General features: G+C 65.6%; 18 protein-coding genes. 13 read left to right on the forward strand and 5 right to left on the reverse strand.

Annotated elements, in window-relative coordinates; translation table 11 throughout:
* Positions 1-161: 161 nt before the first annotated feature.
* The 3 genes from ACVRRC_RS16310 to ACVRRC_RS16320 all read right to left on the reverse strand — a co-directional run bounded on the left by ACVRRC_RS16310 (position 162) and on the right by ACVRRC_RS16320 (position 5,120).
* Entirely contained in the window at positions 162-1,349 is a 1,188-nt protein-coding gene (locus ACVRRC_RS16310; protein ID WP_013982685.1) for a porin, read from the reverse strand.
* 257 nt (positions 1,350-1,606) lie between these two features.
* Positions 1,607-4,138, reverse strand: a complete 2,532-nt coding sequence (gene pqqF / locus ACVRRC_RS16315) for a pyrroloquinoline quinone biosynthesis protein PqqF (protein WP_170800970.1) — start codon at positions 4,136-4,138, stop codon at positions 1,607-1,609.
* A 34-nt stretch (positions 4,139-4,172) separates the two neighbouring features.
* Positions 4,173-5,120 (reverse strand): MerR family transcriptional regulator, encoded by a 948-nt coding sequence (locus tag ACVRRC_RS16320; RefSeq protein ID WP_181090897.1) that lies wholly within the window; start codon positions 5,118-5,120, stop codon positions 4,173-4,175.
* Positions 5,121-5,212: 92 nt separating this feature from the next.
* Between ACVRRC_RS16320 and ACVRRC_RS16325 the strand changes: the two genes are divergently transcribed.
* The 8 genes from ACVRRC_RS16325 (at position 5,213) to ACVRRC_RS16360 (ending at position 12,534) form a co-directional block, all read left to right on the forward strand.
* On the forward strand, positions 5,213-5,653 hold the full coding sequence (locus ACVRRC_RS16325) for a thiol-disulfide oxidoreductase DCC family protein (protein WP_049324554.1): 441 nt from the start codon (positions 5,213-5,215) through the stop codon (positions 5,651-5,653).
* Between the two features lie 304 nt (positions 5,654-5,957).
* The gene (folE, locus tag ACVRRC_RS16330; protein ID WP_017245016.1) at positions 5,958-6,515 is read left to right on the forward strand and encodes a GTP cyclohydrolase I FolE; all 558 of its coding nucleotides are present in this window, start codon (positions 5,958-5,960) and stop codon (positions 6,513-6,515) included.
* A complete protein-coding gene (gene folX, locus ACVRRC_RS16335) occupies positions 6,515-6,886 on the forward strand; it encodes a dihydroneopterin triphosphate 2'-epimerase (RefSeq protein WP_053527043.1) in 372 nt (123 codons plus the stop codon). The genes folE and folX overlap by 1 nt, the downstream gene beginning before the upstream one ends.
* A 9-nt stretch (positions 6,887-6,895) precedes the next feature.
* Positions 6,896-7,417, forward strand: coding sequence for a chalcone isomerase family protein (locus ACVRRC_RS16340; RefSeq protein WP_472997240.1), 522 nt, complete (start codon positions 6,896-6,898; stop codon positions 7,415-7,417).
* Positions 7,414-8,649, forward strand: coding sequence for an MFS transporter (locus ACVRRC_RS16345; RefSeq protein ID WP_472997241.1), 1,236 nt, complete (start codon positions 7,414-7,416; stop codon positions 8,647-8,649). The genes ACVRRC_RS16340 and ACVRRC_RS16345 overlap by 4 nt, the downstream gene beginning before the upstream one ends.
* Complete coding sequence (locus ACVRRC_RS16350; RefSeq protein ID WP_048329271.1) at positions 8,646-9,173, forward strand: DUF3833 domain-containing protein; 528 nt, start codon at positions 8,646-8,648, stop codon at positions 9,171-9,173. The genes ACVRRC_RS16345 and ACVRRC_RS16350 overlap by 4 nt, the downstream gene beginning before the upstream one ends.
* Before the next feature lie 84 nt (positions 9,174-9,257).
* On the forward strand, positions 9,258-9,698 hold the full coding sequence (locus ACVRRC_RS16355; protein WP_011913114.1) for a PAS sensor domain-containing protein: 441 nt from the start codon (positions 9,258-9,260) through the stop codon (positions 9,696-9,698).
* A gap of 175 nt (positions 9,699-9,873) precedes the next feature.
* Positions 9,874-12,534 carry an EAL domain-containing protein gene (locus ACVRRC_RS16360; protein WP_472997242.1) on the forward strand — a complete coding sequence of 887 codons (2,661 nt, stop codon included), beginning with the start codon at positions 9,874-9,876 and terminating at the stop codon, positions 12,532-12,534.
* 42 nt (positions 12,535-12,576) lie between these two features.
* Here the strand turns inward: ACVRRC_RS16360 and hemH are convergent, their stop codons facing one another.
* Both hemH and ACVRRC_RS16370 read right to left on the reverse strand, forming a co-directional pair.
* Positions 12,577-13,602, reverse strand: a complete 1,026-nt coding sequence (gene hemH, locus ACVRRC_RS16365; protein WP_053527048.1) for a ferrochelatase — start codon at positions 13,600-13,602, stop codon at positions 12,577-12,579.
* Between the two features lie 75 nt (positions 13,603-13,677).
* A complete protein-coding gene (locus tag ACVRRC_RS16370) occupies positions 13,678-14,580 on the reverse strand; it encodes a TIGR01777 family oxidoreductase (RefSeq protein WP_049325079.1) in 903 nt (300 codons plus the stop codon).
* A gap of 329 nt (positions 14,581-14,909) precedes the next feature.
* Here ACVRRC_RS16370 and ACVRRC_RS16375 point away from each other — a divergent pair, with 329 nt between their 5' ends.
* The 5 genes from ACVRRC_RS16375 to ACVRRC_RS16395 are packed head-to-tail and all read left to right on the forward strand — an operon-like array spanning position 14,910 to position 19,423.
* Positions 14,910-15,869, forward strand: a complete 960-nt coding sequence (locus tag ACVRRC_RS16375; RefSeq protein ID WP_279639354.1) for a YbgA family protein — start codon at positions 14,910-14,912, stop codon at positions 15,867-15,869.
* Between the two features lie 2 nt (positions 15,870-15,871).
* The gene (locus ACVRRC_RS16380) at positions 15,872-16,807 is read left to right on the forward strand and encodes a MerR family transcriptional regulator (protein ID WP_079328475.1); all 936 of its coding nucleotides are present in this window, start codon (positions 15,872-15,874) and stop codon (positions 16,805-16,807) included.
* Entirely contained in the window at positions 16,804-18,234 is a 1,431-nt protein-coding gene (phrB, locus tag ACVRRC_RS16385; RefSeq protein ID WP_221292070.1) for a deoxyribodipyrimidine photo-lyase, read from the forward strand. Before ACVRRC_RS16380 ends, phrB begins: the two co-directional genes overlap by 4 nt.
* Complete coding sequence (locus ACVRRC_RS16390) at positions 18,231-18,659, forward strand: nuclear transport factor 2 family protein (RefSeq protein ID WP_011913107.1); 429 nt, start codon at positions 18,231-18,233, stop codon at positions 18,657-18,659. Before phrB ends, ACVRRC_RS16390 begins: the two co-directional genes overlap by 4 nt.
* The gene (locus ACVRRC_RS16395) at positions 18,656-19,423 is read left to right on the forward strand and encodes an SDR family NAD(P)-dependent oxidoreductase (RefSeq protein WP_221292071.1); all 768 of its coding nucleotides are present in this window, start codon (positions 18,656-18,658) and stop codon (positions 19,421-19,423) included. The genes ACVRRC_RS16390 and ACVRRC_RS16395 overlap by 4 nt, the downstream gene beginning before the upstream one ends.
* The last annotated feature ends 1 nt before the right edge of the window (position 19,424 follow it).

The raw sequence follows: 19,424 nt of genomic DNA on the forward strand, positions 1-19,424 counted from the left end.
AGCGCTGATGGCGAAAAGGCCGGCCCCTTGAGGGAGCCGGCCTTTGCGGTACAGCGCTGAGCACTGTGTTCAGGGCGTGGGGACGATCGACGTACGCACCACTGCATCGCAACGGATGGCGCGACCTACGGTTCGGCTGCCATCCGCGCCCTGTATTCGGCTTAGAAGCTGAGTGCCGCACCCACTGCGAAGGTACGGGTTTCTTCATCCAGCGCTGCAGTGTCGCGCCCTTCGATCTCGAACTGGTTCAGCTCGGCGACCAGGGTCAGGTTGTCGTTGATGCTGTGGAACAGCGCGATGCCGCGGGTTTCGTAGTCGGCTGCACTGCCCAGACCGTTGCCGTCGTCCTTGGTCTTGCCGTAGGACAGCGCCACGCGGTTCTTGCCGAAACGATAGGAGCCCTGCAGCAGGTAGCCGTCGCTGTCCACTTCACGCAGCAGCGCCTCGCCGGCATTGTTGGTGAAGAATGGGTTAATGCCTTCGGCCTGGAAGCCCGAAGCGGTCAGCGACAGGTTGCCCATCTTGGCCTGCACACCGTAACCCAGGCCCTTGGAGTCAACCTTGTCGATGCTGCTGTCGGTATTGTCCGAGCTCTGCTGCATGCCGTTGATCCAGGTGTAGAACTGGGTACCGCCCAGTTCGAACTCGTAGGTCACCTCGGCTTCGAAACGTGGCGCTTCCTGGTAGGCCTTGTCCAGATCGGAATCGGTGTCCTCGGTGGTGTCCACCGGGTCCATGATGCCCGCGGCGATACGCAGACCATTCATCTTCGGCGAGCGATAGGTGATCTGCGAAGTCGGGAACGGGTACGGGTAACCGGTACCGATGTTGCCGAAGGAGACGCCGCCGCCATCGACCAGCCCCAGGGTGTCGCTGACCTGGCCGTAGCCGCTGAGCATCTCGTCGAGCAGGATGTTGGAACGACCGAACAGACCGAAGTCCTTACCGAACAGCACTTCACCCCATTGCTCGTTGGCCGCGGTGGCGTAGAACTGACGTACGTCGATGCCGGTTTCGGTACCGTTGGTATCGCTATCGTTGATGGTGACCCAGAACGAGGAGCGGCCGCCCAGCTTGAGGTCGCCAACCTGCTTGCCGAAGTTGAAGCCGATCCAGTTGGGCAGGAAGCCCATCTTCACCCGGGACTGCTTGCGATCGAACTGCTCGCCGTCCCGCTCCACGTCGCTGTGAACGTAGAAGGTGTTGAAATAACCATCGGTGGAGAAAGTGGTGTCGTTCTCATCATAGAGCACGATCTCAGCCATGGCCGACTGGCTCACGGTCATGGCAACAGCACTGGCCAGGGCCAGTGGCAGCAGGGTTGATACGGCTTTCTTGTTGTTGTGCATGGCGCTCTCCGCTGTATTGACGACTCGCAGTCGTGTCGGGAGCGATTATCGAAAGGCCCTCCTGGCTCACATACGCTGCGATAGCGGCGAAACGCTACTACTTTCGGCACGCAGACCGTCTTGCCCGCAAAGCATCTCCTCCCTGCGGCTGATCGACCAGGCTTAGGTCGTACACCCAAAGCAGCGCACGGCCCAGCCGTCGCGCCTGCGATGACTGGGGTGGATGCAGCGGAAAGGAGTGGGCGACGGTTACGAGGTCAGCGACTGTGCCAGCGCGTATCCGCAGCGTCGGCATTGGAGACCACGATCCAGCCGCCATCGGCCGCCCTTAGGGCCCGCAGTTGCAGGCGCAGCGCCTCGGAGTCGAGTTGCGCCATCGCCGCGGCGACCGCCACCGGATGGCCGGCATCGCAGCCTGCCAGTAGCGCCTGCCAGTTGGCCTCGGCATGACGGCGTATATCGCTGCCACCCGGCGGCGCACCGCTGGCTTGGGAACCGCGGGTGGGCTGGTCGTCCAGCTGACCGGCAAAGGATTCGAGGAAGGCTTCGATATGGCGGAGGAGCTCGCCGGCCGTCGCGCTGGGTGATTGCACCGCAAAGACCAGCCCGCCCTGCCCGCCGAACTGGCGGAAGCCGCAGAACACCGCATAACCGAGCTGCAATTCGCTGCGCAGGCGGCGGAAGAACGCGCCCTCCATAAGCCGCGCCAGCTGGCGCCAGGCGGCTTCGACCGCAGGGGTGCGAGCCGGCAGCGGGCAGAACAGCACCAGTGCAGTCTCCGTTCCGGGGTCGCCGAAGCGGCACCAGCGATAGGGAGCGGGATTGGCGTCATCTCGCTGCACGAGCGGCGTGGCAACGCCGGGCAGTTCATCCAGCACATCATGCAGCGGGCCGCTCAGGTGCATCGGCAACCCGACTGCCAGTGCGTCCCACTGTGACAGAAGCCATGCCTGCGCGAGGGCCGACTGATCCAGCTCCCCGCCCCCATCGGCCACCGGTGGCTCGAGCAGAACGGGCAAGCGACGTAGCAGCTGGCGAATGAGGATTTCGTCCGCACCGGGCCGCACGGCGTCGGCCAGCAAACGGCGGCCCTGGTCGAACACGGCTGCCGGCGGCTGTTTCAGAATCCCCTTCAGGTCGCGCAGGATCACGGGAAGCGCTTCGGCATAACCGAACAGCGCGAGGCACCAGCTGCGTCCGTAGTTCTCGAAGCGCAGCTCGACGCCGGCCTGCTCGGCCGCCAGGGTATAAGGCTGCAGGGCAGCCTGGAGCACGTACCAGAGTCCCGGTACCGGCTGCTGCGCAGCGAAACGCCAGCGCAGGTAGAGCGCGCCCAGCCCTCCGGAGGCCTCGCCGTCGCCATGTGCAAGCCAGCGCAGCCCGGCTTTCTCCGTAGTCACCCGGCGAGGCGACAGCCGTTCGCTCAACCAGCGATTATGTGAAGGCAGGCGCCACTGCCAATCCGGTGCTGCATGCGCCACCAGGCGTTCCATGGACAGCCGCAAAGCGAAACCCTGCGGCGACGGATCGATAGGCTCAGACAGGTCTCCACCCTCGTCATCGACAGTTAGGATCAGCGGCTGATTGCGGTGCAGCTGCTCGCCCAGCGCCTCGAGCCCTTGACGCACGCGTTGCGCATCGAGGGTCGGCGTCCAGGCCGCCGGGTCCACCCAGTAGCGCAGCAGGGAAAGCGGCTCGCGGCCCAACAGCCCGCGCTGGCGGATCTGCACGTATTCGTCCCAGACAGCCGCCCACGCAGCCTCGGATGTCATGAAGCGCAGCCACTGCTGCATGGCGGCGACGACCTGGGTACGCGCGGCGATGCCCTGGTCGGTCAGCTGCAGCTCGACGACCGCCACACCCTGTCCGCGATGCCAGTACGGCACGCGCAATGTGACCCGATCGCACCAGTCCGGCTCGCGCAGCCGCGCCAGCAGACTGTCCGGCGCCTGGGAAGCCAGCCATGCCCCGAGCAGATCGAGCGCCACTGCGGCTTCGCCCGGCAGACCATCCAGGGCAAATGCCAAATTCAGACAGGGCCGCGCGCCGGCGACCTGCAGGCGCAACGCGGGACCTTCGGCCATTCGCAGCGGTGGGATCGAACGGGTGACGGGCTCACCGCCCGGCAACTGACATTCCGGGCAATCGAGCGTCTGCAGAACCTGCTGAAGGGCAAAGGGCGCCGCGATCAGCAGTTCGAGTTGGCCCGTCTGGTAGAAGCGCCGGTGATAGCCGTGCAGCGCCCGCTGAAATGCCTCGTCTTCCACCGGCAGCGTCTCGCGGTTGCCGGCGTGAAACGCCGCGAACGGATGCACTTCGCCAAGCGCTGTGCCGATGGCGGCATCGCAGAGGGTTTCGCGGTCGCGGCCGCGCGCCAGGAATTCTGCCTGCAGCACTTCCCGCTCGCGCAATTGCGCCGCTGGGTCGAGCAGTGGTCGGGCCAGCATGTCGAGCAGACGCTTGAGCGCATCGTCGAACGCGTCGCTCGGTACCTGGAAGAAAAAATCAGTGTGGCGTTCGCGGGTCGACGCGTTGAGCTGACCGCCACAGCCCTGCACGAAGGGCATCAGCGACTGCGCCTGGGGATAGGCGTGACTGCCAAGAAACAGTAGGTGTTCGAGAAAGTGCGCCAGGCCGGGATAATCGAGCGGAGCATCGTGCGCACCGGCATGCACACGCACCAGCGCCGCGGCCTGGCTGCCAGGCGGCAACGCGATGAAGCCCAGCCGCATGCCGCCGGGCAATCGATGGCGCGATGGCGGCACGGCAGATGGAACGCTGGGTTTCATGGCTGGCACTCCTTTACGCCGCGCAGCGATTCGCTCAGGTGTCCAGCTGGCCGGCGAGAAACTGCCGCAGGCGGCGTTGCATCAGCTTGCCGGAACTGCCGAGGCAGGCGATCGGCGAACCCGCAAGGGCCTCGCGCCCGAGCTCGGCGGCCTCGCCGGCCAGCGCCAATGGGCAATCCAGGCTCAGCGACAGCTTGTTCAACTGGCGCAGCTGAACCTCGTTCGGCGGTACGTTGGAGAACATCACCAGCCCCTGAGAACGCATCTTGTCGCACACCAGCGCCAGCTCCTCGAGTGGCTGACCGAGCGGCAATACCGTGACGGCCAGGCTGTCACCACTGAGCAAGAGGCCGGCCACCAGCAATTCCAGTTCACGGCACTGCCCCGGCAGCGCGCTCAGCAGGACACGCTCGGCGCCCGGCACACGGGCCAGTTGCAAGCGCTGCAGCGCCCGCGCGCGCAGGAAAGCGTCGAGGAACAACCACTCGCTGCTTCCACCGAATTCGTCCTGGCGCAGCAACAACGCCTGCCAGACCGGTAGCAGCACGTCCTGGAACACCACGGCCAGCGGATAAGTGGAAAACACCTGCCCGTAGAGCTGCTCCAGGCGCACCTCGTCGAAGCTGCGCACCGCTTCGCGAAGCTGCGCCTGCCATTCGCTCCATTCGCCGGTAGCGGTGACCGTCGGCTCCTCCGCCTCGCGGGTAGCCGCGCTGCGGGCCAGAATGCTGCCGACCTTGCTGACCGCGACGCCACGTTCAGTCCAGGCGAGGATGCTGCGAACAGCCTCAACGTCGGCCATGGAGTACAGGCGGTGCCCGCTGTCCGTGCGCGTCGGCCGGATCAGGCCGTAACGGCGCTCCCACGCACGCAGGGTGACCGGGTTGACACCGGTCAGGCGGGAAACTTCGCGGATGGGAAACAGCTCCTGCTGCTCGAAGGCATTCGAGGCGAGGGTCGAAGCGCCGGAAGGCTCGGTCATGGGGCGGCTCGCTGATGGAAATGCCGAGATTGTAACCCAGCGTTTCGCCGCATACCCTCTACAAACGTTGTACAAATGCGAGATGCGATGAAATGACGCCGGACCTGCCGCTGACGCTCTATGTGGACCGCTCCTGCCCGCTCTGCGCGCGCGAGGTGCGCTGGCTGGAACGGCAAGCCGATCCGACGCGGCTGCGGCTGGTCGACATCAGCGCGGCGGGCTTCGACCCCGCCGGCCTGGGCGTCGATCTGCCGCAGCTGCGCCGCCGTCTGCATGCTCGCAGTGCCAGCGGCATCTGGCTGACCGGGGTCGACGCCACCTACTGGAGTTGGCGCCTGGCCGGCCATGGCCGCTGGGCAGCACCGCTGGGCTGGCGGCCGCTGCGCCCAGTGCTGCGGCTCGCCTACCACGCCTTCAGCCTGCTGCGCCCGCATTTGAACTGGCTGCCTCACCCAGACGGCGCACAGCGTTGTGCGGAAAGATGTGCTGCTCCGTCGTCCAAGCCCAGAGCGAGGGCCAGGGACGAGCGCTGAGCGGCAATCGCTATCCGAAGCATCAGGTCTCGTCCCTAACGACTATCCCGCAGTGGCGTTCGCGGACCAGACCGCTCCCACTGGTACCTCCCCCGGCCTGCCGCCAACGCAACGAGCCCGCCAACCGTAGCGCTGGCGAGTGATTGCCGTTTTTCGCTCGAAGCAGCGTGATGACGAATCATTGCAGTTGCAGCGGGCAAAAACCTGTACATATACTTGTACATAAAATGTACATCGTATAGTTTTTTTTGCTGCGGGACTGGGGCACAGGACCGCTCACTTCCTTCATGAAAGGGACTCCACCATGAACGATCTGCCCGGTCACTATCGCGACATACTCACCGGCCTCGGCGAAGACCCCGAGCGCGAGGGGCTGCGGGATACGCCAACGCGCGCCGCCAAGGCCATGCAGTACCTGTGCGGCGGTTACCAGCGCAGCCTGGAGGAAATCGTCAACGGCGCCCTGTTCGCCTCCGACAACGATGAGATGGTGATCGTCAAGGACATCGAGCTGTACTCGCTGTGCGAACACCACCTGCTGCCCTTCATCGGCAAGGCGCATGTCGCCTACATCCCCACCGGGCGTGTGCTGGGTCTGTCCAAGGTGGCGCGCATCGTCGACATGTATGCGCGGCGCCTGCAGATCCAGGAAAACCTCACCCGTCAGATCGCCGAAGCGATCCAGGAAGTGACCGGCGCCGCCGGAGTCGCGGTGGTCATCGAGGCCAAGCACATGTGCATGATGATGCGCGGCGTGGAGAAGCAGAACTCGGTGATGAACACGTCGGTGATGCTCGGCGCCTTCCGCAACTCCTGCAACACGCGCATGGAGTTTCTCCAGCTGATCGGCAGGGGCCAGTGATGCCGCGCCTGGAACCTGGGATGGCGCGCATTCGCGTGAAGGACCTGCGCCTGCGCACCTACATCGGCATCAATGAGGACGAAATTCTCAACCGCCAGGATGTGCTGATCAATCTGCTCATCCTCTACCCGGCGCTCGACGCGGTTCGCGACAACGACATCGAGCAGGCCCTCAACTACCGCACCATCACCAAGGCGATCATCCGCCACGTCGAGCAGAATCGCTTCGCCCTGCTCGAGCGCCTGACCCAGGAACTGCTCGATCTGGTCATGGCCCATCCGGCGGTGCGCTACGCCGAAGTGGAGGTCGACAAGCCTCACGCATTGCGCTTCGCCGACTCGGTGTCCATCACGCTCGCGGGCCAGCGTTGAGGCGACTCCATGAACGCTCGGGGTGTCGTCGCGCTGGTCAGCCTGCTTTGCCTGCTGCCGGGCCTCGCCAACGGCAGCTGGCGCGAGGCCATGCCGGACGCGCGCCTGGTTGGCGAGGGCACGCTGCGGATATTCGGCTTTCGCATCTATGACGCCCGATTGTGGAGCCCGACGACGCCGCTGCAGGCCCGGACGCCCTTCGCGCTGGAGCTGACCTATCACCGCTCCATCAGTCGCGACGACTTCGTGCGCACCAGCCTCGGCGAGATGAAGCGACTCTCCGGTCCGGACCTCGATGCATCTGTGCCGGCACGCTGGCGTGAGCACATGCAGCAGGCCTTCGTCGATGTTCGCCCCGGCGAGCGCATCACCGGCGTGTACCTGCCTGAACGCGGCTGCCGCTTCTATGTCAACGAGCGGCTGCACTACGAGGTGACCGACCCGCAGTTTGCCGAGGCCTTCTTCGCCATCTGGTTCGACCCGCGCAGCCGCGACCCAGGCTTGCGACGCAGTCTGCTGGGTGAGCGATGAAGCAATCCGCCCTTGCCGCCTACGGCGCGCTCGGCCTGCCGCTGGCGATGGCCATGCTGCCGATCTATGTGCTGGTGCCGAACTTCTATGCTGCCGACCTCGGCCTCGGTCTGGCCCTGACCGGCAGCGTGCTGTTCCTGGCGCGCCTGCTGGACACCGTGCAGGACCCCTGGCTCGGCCGGCTGATAGACCGTCGCTCGCCGCGCGGCTGGACGCGTCTGCTGGCGAGCTCCGCCCTCCTTCTGAGCCTGGCGATGGCGGCGCTGCTGGTGCCCCCTGCCCTCGACAGCCTCGCCCTCGCAGTCTGGCTGGGGGCATCGCTGGCCCTCGCCTACACCCTGCACAGCCTGCTCAACATCACCTACCTGGCCTGGGGCGCGCGGCTCTCCGATCAGCTTGATGTACGCACCCGGGTGGCGGCTTGGCGCGAAGGTGCCGGTTTGTTCGGCGTTGTTCTCGCCAGCGTCCTGCCCAGCGCGCTGGCGACACGGTACGGCATGGCTGCAGCGCTGAGTGTCTTTGCCGCCGCCTTCGCCGTGCTGCTCTGCGCCGCGATGGTCATCCTGTTGTGCGCTGCGCCGCAGCCGCGGCGCAGCGCACAACGCGTGCCCGCCAGCTGGCGCCAGCCGCTGCGCAATGGCGCATTCCGCCGGCTGGCGGGAATCTTCTTCATCAACGCCGTGGCTGTGGCGATCCCAGCCACACTGGCGCTGTTCTTCATCGCCGATCGCCTGCAGCTGGCGCAGCTGACCGGCTTGTTTCTGGCGCTCTACTTCCTGAGCGGGGCGGCCGGCCTGCCGCTCTGGACACGGCTGGCGGACCGGCTCGGCAAGCGCCGCAGCTGGCGGATCGGCATGCTCAGTGCTTGTGCCGCCTTTGTCTGGGCCCTGCTGCTGGACCCCGGTTCGGCGTGGGCCTATGCCGCGGTATGCGTGCTTTCGGGGCTTGCACTGGGTGCCGACCTCGCACTGCCGCCGGCGCTGCTGGCGGACGTCATCCCGGCTGCCGAACGCGACGCCACCGCCGGCTACTTCGGCCTGTGGAGCCTGCTTGCCAAGCTGGCCCTGGCCATCGCCGGCCTGGCCTTGCCGCTGCTGGCGCTCACGGGCTACCAGCCCGGCACTCCCGCCGGCTGGAACCTCGCGCTGATCTATGCCGGCCTGCCCTGCCTGCTGAAACTGCTGGCGGCGCGGCTGCTCACATCCATGCCAAGCGGAGAACCCACCCTGTGAAGAAAATGATGACCCTGGCGCTATGCCTGCTGCTGATGAGCTGCACTGCAGTCGATGTCGAGCATTACCGCAATGAGGAACCCCGTCTGGACCTGCGGGACTATTTCGTTGGCAAGGTCGACGCCTGGGGCATGTTTCAGAAGCGCTCCGGCGAAGAGGTGAAGCGCTTTCGAGTGGAAATCGACGGCAGCCTCGATGGCGACAAGCTGATCCTGGACGAGCACTTCCGCTACAGCGACGGGACCACCCAGCGACGGGTCTGGACACTGACCGAAGACACACCGGGTCGCTGGCGCGGTACTGCCGCCGATGTGATCGGCGAGGCGCGCGGCGAAGTGTCCGGCAATGCGCTGCGCTGGCGCTATGTGCTCAGCCTGCCGGTGGATGACGAGGTCTACCGTGTCGACTTCGACGACTGGATGTACCTCATCGACGAGCAGACCCTGGCGAACCGCTCTTTCATGAGCAAGTTCGGCATCGAACTGGGACAGGTCACCCTCTTCTTCCGCAAACGAGCCGATTGAGCTGTGCAAGGACCATCATGGCCAGGCACCGATCGGGGCAAGTTGTTCTAGAATGCGCCGCATGCCCTTTCAGGATGTCGTGACATGATCAATGCCAAGCTGTTGCAACTGGTTATCGAAGCCTCCAACGACGGAATCGTGGTCGCCGAGCAGGAAGGCGACGACAACATTCTGATCTACGCCAACCCGGCATTCGAGCGGCTGACCGGTTACGCGGTTGACGACATCCTCTATCGCGACTGCCGTTTCCTGCAGGGGGAGGACCGCGACCAGCCAGGTCTACAGGCCATCCGCGATGCGGTGAAGAACAACAAGCCCTGCCGGCAGATCATCCGCAACTATCGCAAGGACGGCACGCCGTTCTGGAACGAACTGTCCATCACCCCGGTATTCAACGAAGCGGACCAGCTGACCTACTTCATCGGTATCCAGAAGAACGTCACCGCCGAGGTCGACGCCTTGCAGCGAGTCGAAGCGCTGGAAGCGGAAATCCGCGAACTCAAGGCGAAGCTCGCCGAGCGCTGAAAGCCCAGTCACGCTGCCAGACGGCGGGCCGGACGAGGTCCGCCTGCCAGCCATGCACTTCCTCCCGCGAACCCCTACCTAAGTTTCGTTCCGCCGAGCGCATTCGACGTGGAATAATGGCGATTTGCTATTTTCCACAATCCTGCAGTGGGCATTCTTGCCCTAGGATGCTGTCTTGACCCTCGATGCCGTCGTAGAAAACGCGGTCATGCTGCTCGCGTTGTGCTGGCTGCTGGCCTTTACCACCCGCAGCTGGAACCGCAGCGGACAACGCTCCGCGAAACTGCTCGCCGGCCTCTGGTTCGGCAGCGCCTGCATTTTCGGCATGCTCAACACCAGCATCGGCCAGACCGGCATCATCCTCGATGCACGTACCGCGGTACTGAGCATGGCCGGGCTGTTCGGCGGACCACTGGTGGCGGGCATAGCGGGCGTGCTGGCGGGTGGGTTTCGCCTGTGGATGGGCGGGCCCGGCGTGGTGCCGGGGCTGGCCAATGTACTGCTGCCCATCGCGCTCGGCCTGGCCTACCGCTGCGCTTCGCGCAGGCGGCTGATCGGCATCGCCTTCTGGCAGCTGCTCGGGTTCGGCGTGCTTCTGCACCTGGGTGTGCTCGGCTTGATCGCCCTGTTGTTGCCAAGCCCGCTGGGCGCGGAGGCGGTGCGGGAAATCGCCTTGCCGACGCTGCTGATCCTTCCTCTGGCCACCGCCACCCTCGGCGTGTTGCTCAACGATCTGCTGGAGCGGGATCGGATCGAACAGGCGCTGCGCTTCAGCGAGGCACGGTTGCGCGCCATCACCCAGGCCATTCCCGACCTGCTCTTGGTGCTCGACGAGGACGGCCGCTACCTGGACATCCTCTGCGCCGAGCGCAGCCTGCTGTACGACGAGCCGTCCAAGCTGCTCGGCCGCCGCCTGCATGACGTCATGCCCGAGGCCGAGGAGCGGCGATTTCTCGGTTTCATCCAGCAGACCCTCAACAGCGACTCACCGCAGCTGATCGAATATAGCCTGCCGACCCTCGGCGGCCCGAAGGTCTTCGAAGGCCGTGCGTTGCCTCTGGAACAACCTCCGGGGCAAAAGCGCGCCGTGGTCTGGCTGAGCCGCGACATCACCGATCGCGTCAATACCGAACTGGAGCGCCGCATCGCGGCCATCGCCTTCGAATCCCAGCAAGGCATGCTGATCACCGACGCGCAGAACCGCATCCTGCGCGTCAACGGCGCCTTCAGCCGCATCAGTGGGTACAGTGCCGCCGAAGCCATCGGCCAGACCACCGCGCTGCTCGCGTCGGGGAGACACGGGCCGGACTTCTACCGTTCCATGTGGTCGAGCGTCGAAGCCACCGGCGTGTGGGAAGGCGAGATCTGGAACCGGCGCAAGAGCGGCGAGATATTTCCCGAGTGGCTGACCATCAGTGCCGTACGCAACGTCCACGGCGAGGTCACCCATTATGTCGCCGCCTTTACCGACATCACCGATCGCAAGGCGGCCGAGGAGCGGATCCACAACCTGGCCTTCTACGATCCTCTGACCGGTCTGCCCAATCGCCGGCTGCTGCTCGATCGCCTGCACCAGGCCATGGCCGCCAGCCGGCGCAGCAACCAGTTGGGCGCGCTGATGTTCATCGATCTGGACAACTTCAAGAACATCAACGATCTGCATGGCCACCAAACCGGCGACCAGGTCCTGCGCGTCGCCGCCGAGCGACTGCATGCCGAGGTGCGCGCCAGCGACACGGTCGCGCGCCTCGGCGGTGACGAATTCGTGGTGATGCTGGAGAACCTCGGCGACGACCCACTACGCGCCGCGGCCCAGGCCGAACACATCGGCATGAAGCTGCTGAACTCGCTGGATCGTTCGTACCGCCTCAACGAACTCGGCCTGTACAGCAGCGCCAGCATCGGCGTGGTGCTGTTCGGCGGCGAGGCCTGCAGCAGCGACGAGCTGATGAAGCGCGCCGACATGTCGATGTACGAGGCCAAGATTTCCGGCAAGAACGCCCTGCGCTTCTTCGACCCGCGCATGCAACTGGCGGTACAGGAACGTCTGCGCCTGGAAGCGGAGATTCGCCAAGGCCTGAAGAATGGCGAGTTCGTGCTCAGCTTCCAGCCGCAGCTGGAACAGAACGCAGGGGTCATCGGGGCCGAAGCCCTGGTGCGCTGGCAGCATCCGCAACGCGGGCTGCTGAGCCCGGCCGCCTTCATCGCCCAGGCGGAACACGCCGGATTGATCCATGCCCTCGACCTGCAGGTGCTGCAGCAGGCCTGCGGCCAGCTGGCGCGCTGGGCGGCGACACCGGCATTCGCCGACCTGACGCTCTCGGTCAACCTCAGCGCTCATCTGTTGTATCAGGATCATTTCGTCGAGAAACTGCTCGACCTGCTGGAGCGCAGCGGCGCCAATCCGGCCAGGCTCAAGCTGGAGCTGACCGAAACCCTGCTGCTGGACAACATGCCCGAAGCCATCGCCCGCATGACGCGCCTGAAGCAGCACGGTATCCGTTTCTCCATCGATGACTTCGGTACCGGCTATTCGTCCATGAGCTACCTGCAGCAGCTGCCGCTGGATGAGCTGAAGATCGACCAGACCTTCATCCGCCGTCTGCCGGACGACGCCAGCAGCCTGACCATCGTGCGGGCCATCTGTGCGCTGGCCAGTGGACTCGGGCTGGAGGTGATTGCAGAAGGCGTCGAGAGCGAAGCCCAACGAAGCGTGCTGCTCGGCAATGGCTGCCATCGGTTCCAGGGCTATCTGTTCGGCAAGCCGATGCCGGCGATGGAGCTGGAGGAGATGGTTTCAGCCACAGCGCACGGCGTCGCCCACGGCCGCCCATGACGGTCGGGGCGTCGCCCGTGGCGACGTCACCGCAGGCGAGGCTTACAGCGCCTGCGGCGCTCGGCTGCAGAGCTGGACCAGCGCCTGGACCCAATCCTCGTGGGTATTCAGGCACGGCACCAACACCAGCTCCTGGCCACCCGCCTCGATGAACTGCTCGCGTCCGCGATCACCGATCTCCTCCAGCGTCTCGATACAGTCGGAGACGAACGCCGGGCACATCACCAGCAGCTTCTTCACGCCCTGCTCGGCCAGCTCGTCCAGGCGCGTCTCGGTGTAGGGTTCTATCCACTTGGCACGCCCCAGTCGCGACTGGAACGACACCGACCACTGATCCCTGCGCAGCCCGGCACGCGCAGCGAAGCCCTCGGCAGTGCGGATGCACTGGGCGCGGTAGCAAGTGGCGAGCACGGCACCTTCGGCACGCTGGCAGCAGTCGTCACCCTTCAGGCAATGCGCACCGGTAGGATCGGACTTGTGCAGGTGCCGCTCCGGCAGCCCATGGAAGCTCAGCAGCAGATGATCGAAGCCCTGCTGCAGGTGCGGCATGGCGCTGGCCACCAGCGCGTCGAGGTATTCCGGCTGATCGTAGAAGGGCTGCAGGATCGACAGCTTGAGATCCAGCCCGTGCTCGCGGATGACCCGGCGCGCTTCCTGGATGACGGTCGTCGTGGTGCTGTCGGCAAACTGCGGATAGAGCGGTGCGAGGGCCACCTGGGTGATGCCCTGTCCGGCCAGGCGCTTCAGCGCTCCTTCGATCGACGGCTCGCCATAGCGCATCGCCAGTTCCACCGGGCCCTTTGTCCAATGCGGTTTCACCGCCTCCTGGAGTCGGCGGCTTAGGACCACCAGCGGCGACCCTTCCGGCCACCAGATCGAGGCATAGGCATGTGCGGACTGCTCGGGCCGCTTGATCAGGATCATCGAGACCAGCAGGCGGCGCAGCGGCCACGGCAGATCGACCACGTACGGGTCCATCAGGAACTGGTTGAGGTAGCGGCGCACATCGGCGACTTCCGTGGAGGCTGGCGAACCCAGATTGACCAACAACAACGCCTGCTCTGTCATGCAAACTTCCTGACTACGTTAAAGGATGGCGCCTCGCTCCAGGCAGGCGCGCTATTTTCACACAGGGTGCACCGCTCAGGGGTGCGTCAATAAGTCGGCCAGCGCCGAGTCCAGATCGGTGAAGCGAAAGCTGTAGCCCTCCTCCTGCAGCCGCTGCGGCTGGGCGTGCTGGCCACCGAGCAGCAACCCGGCAAGTTCGCCGAGCAAAGGCTTGAGCAGCGCTGCCGGAACCGGCAGCAAAGCCGGTCGATGCAGGCAGCGGGAAAGGCTGCGAGTGAACTCCAGGTTGCGTACCGGCGTCGGTGCGCAGGCATTGTACGGGCCGCTGGCCGCCGGCTGCCGCAGAAGAAAATCAATCAGACCGATTTGGTCTTCGATATGAATCCAGGGCATCCACTGCCGGCCATTGCCCAGCCGGCCACCCAGCCCCAGGCGAAACGCTGGCAGCAAGCGCTGCAGGAAGCCGCCATCACGCGCCAGCACCAGCCCGGTGCGTATCAGCACCACGCGAATACCCAACACCGCGGCCTCGCTGGCGCGCTCTTCCCAGGCGTTGCACAGCTGGCTGGCGAAGTCGGCGGTGACCGGCTGATCAGCTTCGGTCAGGCGGTGCTCGCCGCCGTCGCCGTACCAGCCGACTGCCGAGCCAGAGATCAGCAGCGCCGGCTTCTGCTCGCGCCGGCCCAACCACTCCACCAGCTCCTCGGTCAGCCTCACTCGGCTATCCCAGAGCAGGCTCTTGCGTGCCTTGGTCCAAGGTCGGTCGGCTATGGGCGCACCGGCCAGGTTCACCACGGCATCCAGCGCTACCGCATCGAGCAGCTGCAGGCTGCCGACGCCCTTTACCTCGGCGCCGCACAGCTGCGCCACACGCTGCGGTGAGCGGCTCCAGACCCAGAGTCGATGCCCGTCGGCCAGCCAGCGGCGACACAGCGCCCGCCCGATCAACCCGGTACCGCCGGTGAGCAAGATGTTCATGGTGAGCTCCTGTTGCGCTGCGCGCTGTGCTGGTCGACCCGCCTCAACTACAGCATACACCTATACATGGTTATTCGAATGTACAGCTGATGGCGCCCCGTTCGGTGCAGAAAGAGCCGCCACCATCGGTAACGCTGCGAGCCTGAGGCGCGTATTGACGGTCCGCCAAGGATGCGACACCGCGTTGCTGAGCGCCATTCTGCCGGCAGTCGCCTTTTTGTACAAGAAAAGCCGGGCTATCTTGTACATCGCATATTGACTTGTACAAGACGAAGAATAAGATGGCATCAAGTTGTACAGAAATTCATCTTGTACAAGAGGTTGTCATCATGCACACCACGCTCCCCACCCCCCGAATCGGAATCAGCGCCTGCCTGCTCGGCAACCCGGTGCGGTTCAATGGCGGCCACAAGGAATCGCGCCTGTGCAGCGAGACACTGGCACAGCATTTCGAATTCGTGCAGGTCTGCCCGGAAGTGGCCATCGGCCTCGGCACGCCGCGTGAACCGATCCGCCTGGTGGGCGATGCCGATGCGCCGCGTGCGGTCGGTACGGTGCGCCCGGAGCTGGACGTGACTGACGCGCTGTCCGCCTACGGTCGGCAGATCGCCGAGCAGCTGCACGACATCAGCGGCTACATCCTGATGCAGAAGTCGCCGTCCTGCGGCATGGAGCGGGTCAAGGTCTATGCCGCCAACGGCCACACCCTGCCCGGCGGTGGCACCGGCGTGTTCGCCCAGGCCTTGATGCAGGCACGCCCCGATCTGCCGATCGAGGAGGATGGACGACTGAACGATGCCGTGCTGCGCGAGAACTTCCTCACCCGCGTCTACGCCTATGCCGACTGGCAGCGCCTGCTGCAGACCGGTCTGAGCCGTCGCGCCATCGTCGATTTCCACTCGCGCTACAAGTACCAGCTCATGGCCAGCAATCCGCTGGAATACAAGGCGCTCGGCCGACGGGTCGCGGCCCTGGCCGAGCACGCGCTGGAAGATTTCGCCCCAGGCTACTTCAGCCAGCTGATGCGGGCGCTGAAGAAGCCCGCCACTCGCGGCACGCATTGCAACGTGCTGCTGCACCTGAGCGGCTACCTGAAGGATGCCCTCGGATCGGACGACCGCCGTGAACTGCGCCGGCTGATCGACCAGTACCGCGACGGCGTGATTCCGCTGGTAGTGCCGCTGACCTTGCTCAAGCACCACTTCCGCCGCCACCCGGACCACTACATCGCGCGCCAGGCCTACCTGCAGCCGCACCCCGAAACACTCAGTCTGCGTAACGGAATCTGACCATGATCGAACCAACGGACCTGGCGCAGCTGACCGCCGACGGCCTGCTGCCCATCCGCGAAGTGGCCCGCATCACCGGCGTAAACGCCGTGACCCTGCGCGCCTGGGAGCGCCGCTACGGGCTTATCGTGCCGCTGCGCACGGCCAAGGGGCACCGCCTGTACGACGACACCCACATCGAGCGCATCCGTGACATCGTCACCTGGCTCAATCGCGGCGTGGCGGTCAGCCAGATCAGGACACTGCTCGGCACCAGCACGCCGCCGGAGCTGCCGCAGCAGAATCAGTGGTCTGCACTGCTCGACGAGCTCTTGCAGGCGATCGATCGCTTCAGCGAACGGCAGCTGGATGACGCCTTCAACCGCGCGGTCGCCCTTTACCCGCCGCGCACGCTTTTCCAGCACCTGCTGCAGCCGCTGCTCGAAGCCCTGGAGCGACGCTGGCAGGGCCAGTACGGCGCATCGCTGGAGCGCGTGCTGTTCCACTCCTGGCTGCGCAGCAAGCTGGGCAGCCGCATCTATTTCAACAATCGCCAGCAGGCAGGCCGCCCGTTGCTGCTGGTCAATCTCGACCAGGACAGCTTCACGCCCGGCCTCTGGCTGAGCGCCTGGCTGGTCTCCAGCACCGACTGCCCGGTGGAAGTCATCGAATGGCCGGTACCGCTCAACGAGCTGAGTCTGGCCGGCGAACGCATTCGGCCGCGCGCCGTCCTGCTGTATGCCAGCAACAGCCTGCCGGGCCTTTGCCTGCAGCGAGACTTGCCGCGCCTGCTCGAACAGAGCGCCGCACCGCTGTTCATGACCGGCCCGGCCGTGCACATCCACGCGCCGGTGCTGCAGGGCCAGCGTGGCCTGACACTGGCCCACGATCCGCTGAGCGCCCTGCAGTGCCTGCAGCACGCCGGCCTGTTGCCCGGCAGCGAGGGAGGTGCCGCATGACGCAGCTGATCTGGCTGCGCAGCGATCTGCGCACGAGCGACAACACCGCCCTGGCGTCTGCCATGGCCGCCGGCCCCACCGTCGCGGTCTACCTGATCACCCCCGGCCAGTGGCTCGCCCATGACGATGCCGCCTGCAAGGTGGACTTCTGGCTACGCAACCTCGTCGAGCTGGCGGGCCGGCTGCAGGCGCTCAATGTGCCGCTGCTGATTCGCGACGTAGAGGAATGGCAAGTCGCACCCGACGCTTTGCTCAAGCTCTGCCAGGAGCTGGCCGTGCAGCGCCTGCACTACAACGACGAATACGGCGTCAACGAGCAGCGCCGTGACCATGCCGTTGCCGCCCGGCTGCGGGCCGCCGGAATCGACGTGCGCGGCTATCTCGACCAGCTGCTGTTCGCGCCGGGTAGCGTGCTCACCCAGTCGGGTGGCTACTTCAAGGTGTTCGGCCAGTTCCGCCGCGCCTGCCTTGCACGCCTGGCGATGTCGCTGCCGGCATGCGTCGCGCCACCGGCCCCGCAGCAACCCATGACCGTCACCAGCGACGTGCCACCGGACGAGGTGCGCGGCTTCGATCGGCCGAGCGACTACCTGCGCACGCTGTGGCCCGCCGGCGAAACCTTCGCCCAGCACCGCCTGGCGGCGTTTATCGAAGACGATCTGCACCAGTACCACCAACGCCGCGACCTGCCGGCCGAACCCGGCACCAGCCAGCTGTCGGCTTATCTCGCGGCTGGTGTCATCTCCATCCGCCAGTGTCTGCACGCGGCCGTGGCAAGCAACCGCGGCGAGCTGGACAGCGGGAGCGCCGGCGCCACCACCTGGATCAACGAGTTGCTCTGGCGTGAGTTCTACAAGCACATCTTGGTCGGCTACCCGCGGGTCTCGATGCACCGCGCCTTCCGCGCCGAGACCGAAGCGCTGCCGTGGCGCCGCTCGACCGACGAGCTGCGGGCCTGGCAAGAGGGCCGCACCGGTTTTCCGATCATCGATGCGGCGATGCGGCAGCTGCGGGAAACCGGCTGGATGCACAACCGCCTGCGCATGGTCACGGCCATGTTCCTCAGCAAGAACCTGCTGATCGACTGGCGCGAGGGCGAGCGCTGGTTCATGCGCCACCTGATCGACGGCGATCTGGCCGCCAACAACGGCGGCTGGCAGTGGAGCGCGTCCACCGGAACCGACTCGGTGCCCTACTTCCGCCTGTTCAACCCCATCAGCCAGTCACAGCGCTTCGACCCGGACGGCCAGTTCCTGCGCCGCTGGCTGCCGGAACTGCAGGGACTGGGCAAGCGCGAGATACACAACCCATCCACGCAGCGCAGCCTGTTCGGCAAGGCCGACTACCCGGCACCAATCATCGACCTCGGGGAAAGCCGCGCGCGAGCCCTAGACGCCTTCCGCAACCTGCCGGACGTCCGGCCATGAGCAGCTTCCTGCATCGCTTCGCGGCCGAGTTCGCCAGTCTGGATGCCGACAAGCTGGAGCGCCTGGGCGAGCTCTACAGCGATGACGTGCATTTCACCGACCCGCTGCACGAGGTGGTCGGCCTGATTGAACTGCAGCGTTATTTCGCCGAACTGTACGCCAACGTCGAGCAGCTGCATTTCGAGTTCATCAGCCACGACCAGGTGTGCGAGGGACAGGGCTACCTGCGCTGGCTGATGAGCTTTCGCCACCCGCGCCTCAATCGCGGCCAGCTGATCAGCCTGGAAGGGTGCTCGCTGTTGCGCTGGAACGCCGACGGCAAGGTGGAGCGACATCGCGACTATTTCGATGCCGGCGCGCTGCTCTACCAGCACGTGCCGCTGCTCGGCTCGGCGATCCGCTGGCTGCAGCGGAGACTGGCATGAATCTCTCGCGACGGATCTGGCTGACCGGTGCCAGCAGCGGCATCGGCCTCGAACTGACACGTCTGCTGCTGGCCGAGGGGCATTGTCTGGCGCTATCGGCACGTCGCGCCGAGCCGCTGCTGGCGTTTGCCCGACGCTATCCGGGGCGGGTACTGGCACTGCCTGGTGACCTCACCGACAGCGAACAGGTACGTGCCATCGGCGCGGCGATCGAGTCGCACTGGGGCGCGCTGGACAGCGTGATCCTCAATGCCGGCAGCTGCGAGTACATCGACGCCCGGCATTTCGAGGCGGCCCTGCTGCAGCGGGTCGTGCAGACCAACCTGTTGTCCGCCGGCCATTGCATCGAGGCTGCACTGCCCCTGCTGCGGCAGGGGGTGCGACCGCATCTGGTCGGCATCGGCAGCTCGGTGACCTGGCTGCCGCTGCCGCGCGCCGGAGCCTACGGCGCCTCGAAGGCCGCGCTGCGCTACCTGCTCGAATCGCTGCGTCTGGACCTGGCTGGCGAAGGCATCGACGTCACGCTGGTCAGCCCAGGGTTCGTAGATACACCGCTGACCCGTCGCAACGACTTTCCCATGCCCATGCGCTGGCCGGTGGACAAGGCTGCACGACAGATCGCCCGGCGCCTGGAACGCCGCCCGCTGCACATCGCCTTTCCCGCACCGTTCATCGCCATGCTGCGCCTGTTCTCGCACCTGCCCGCGCGCCTGCAGTTCGCCCTCGGTCGGCGACTGGCGCGCACGCCTCTCAAGGAAGGATAAC

This window comes from Stutzerimonas sp. LR2 (assembly GCF_055755175.1).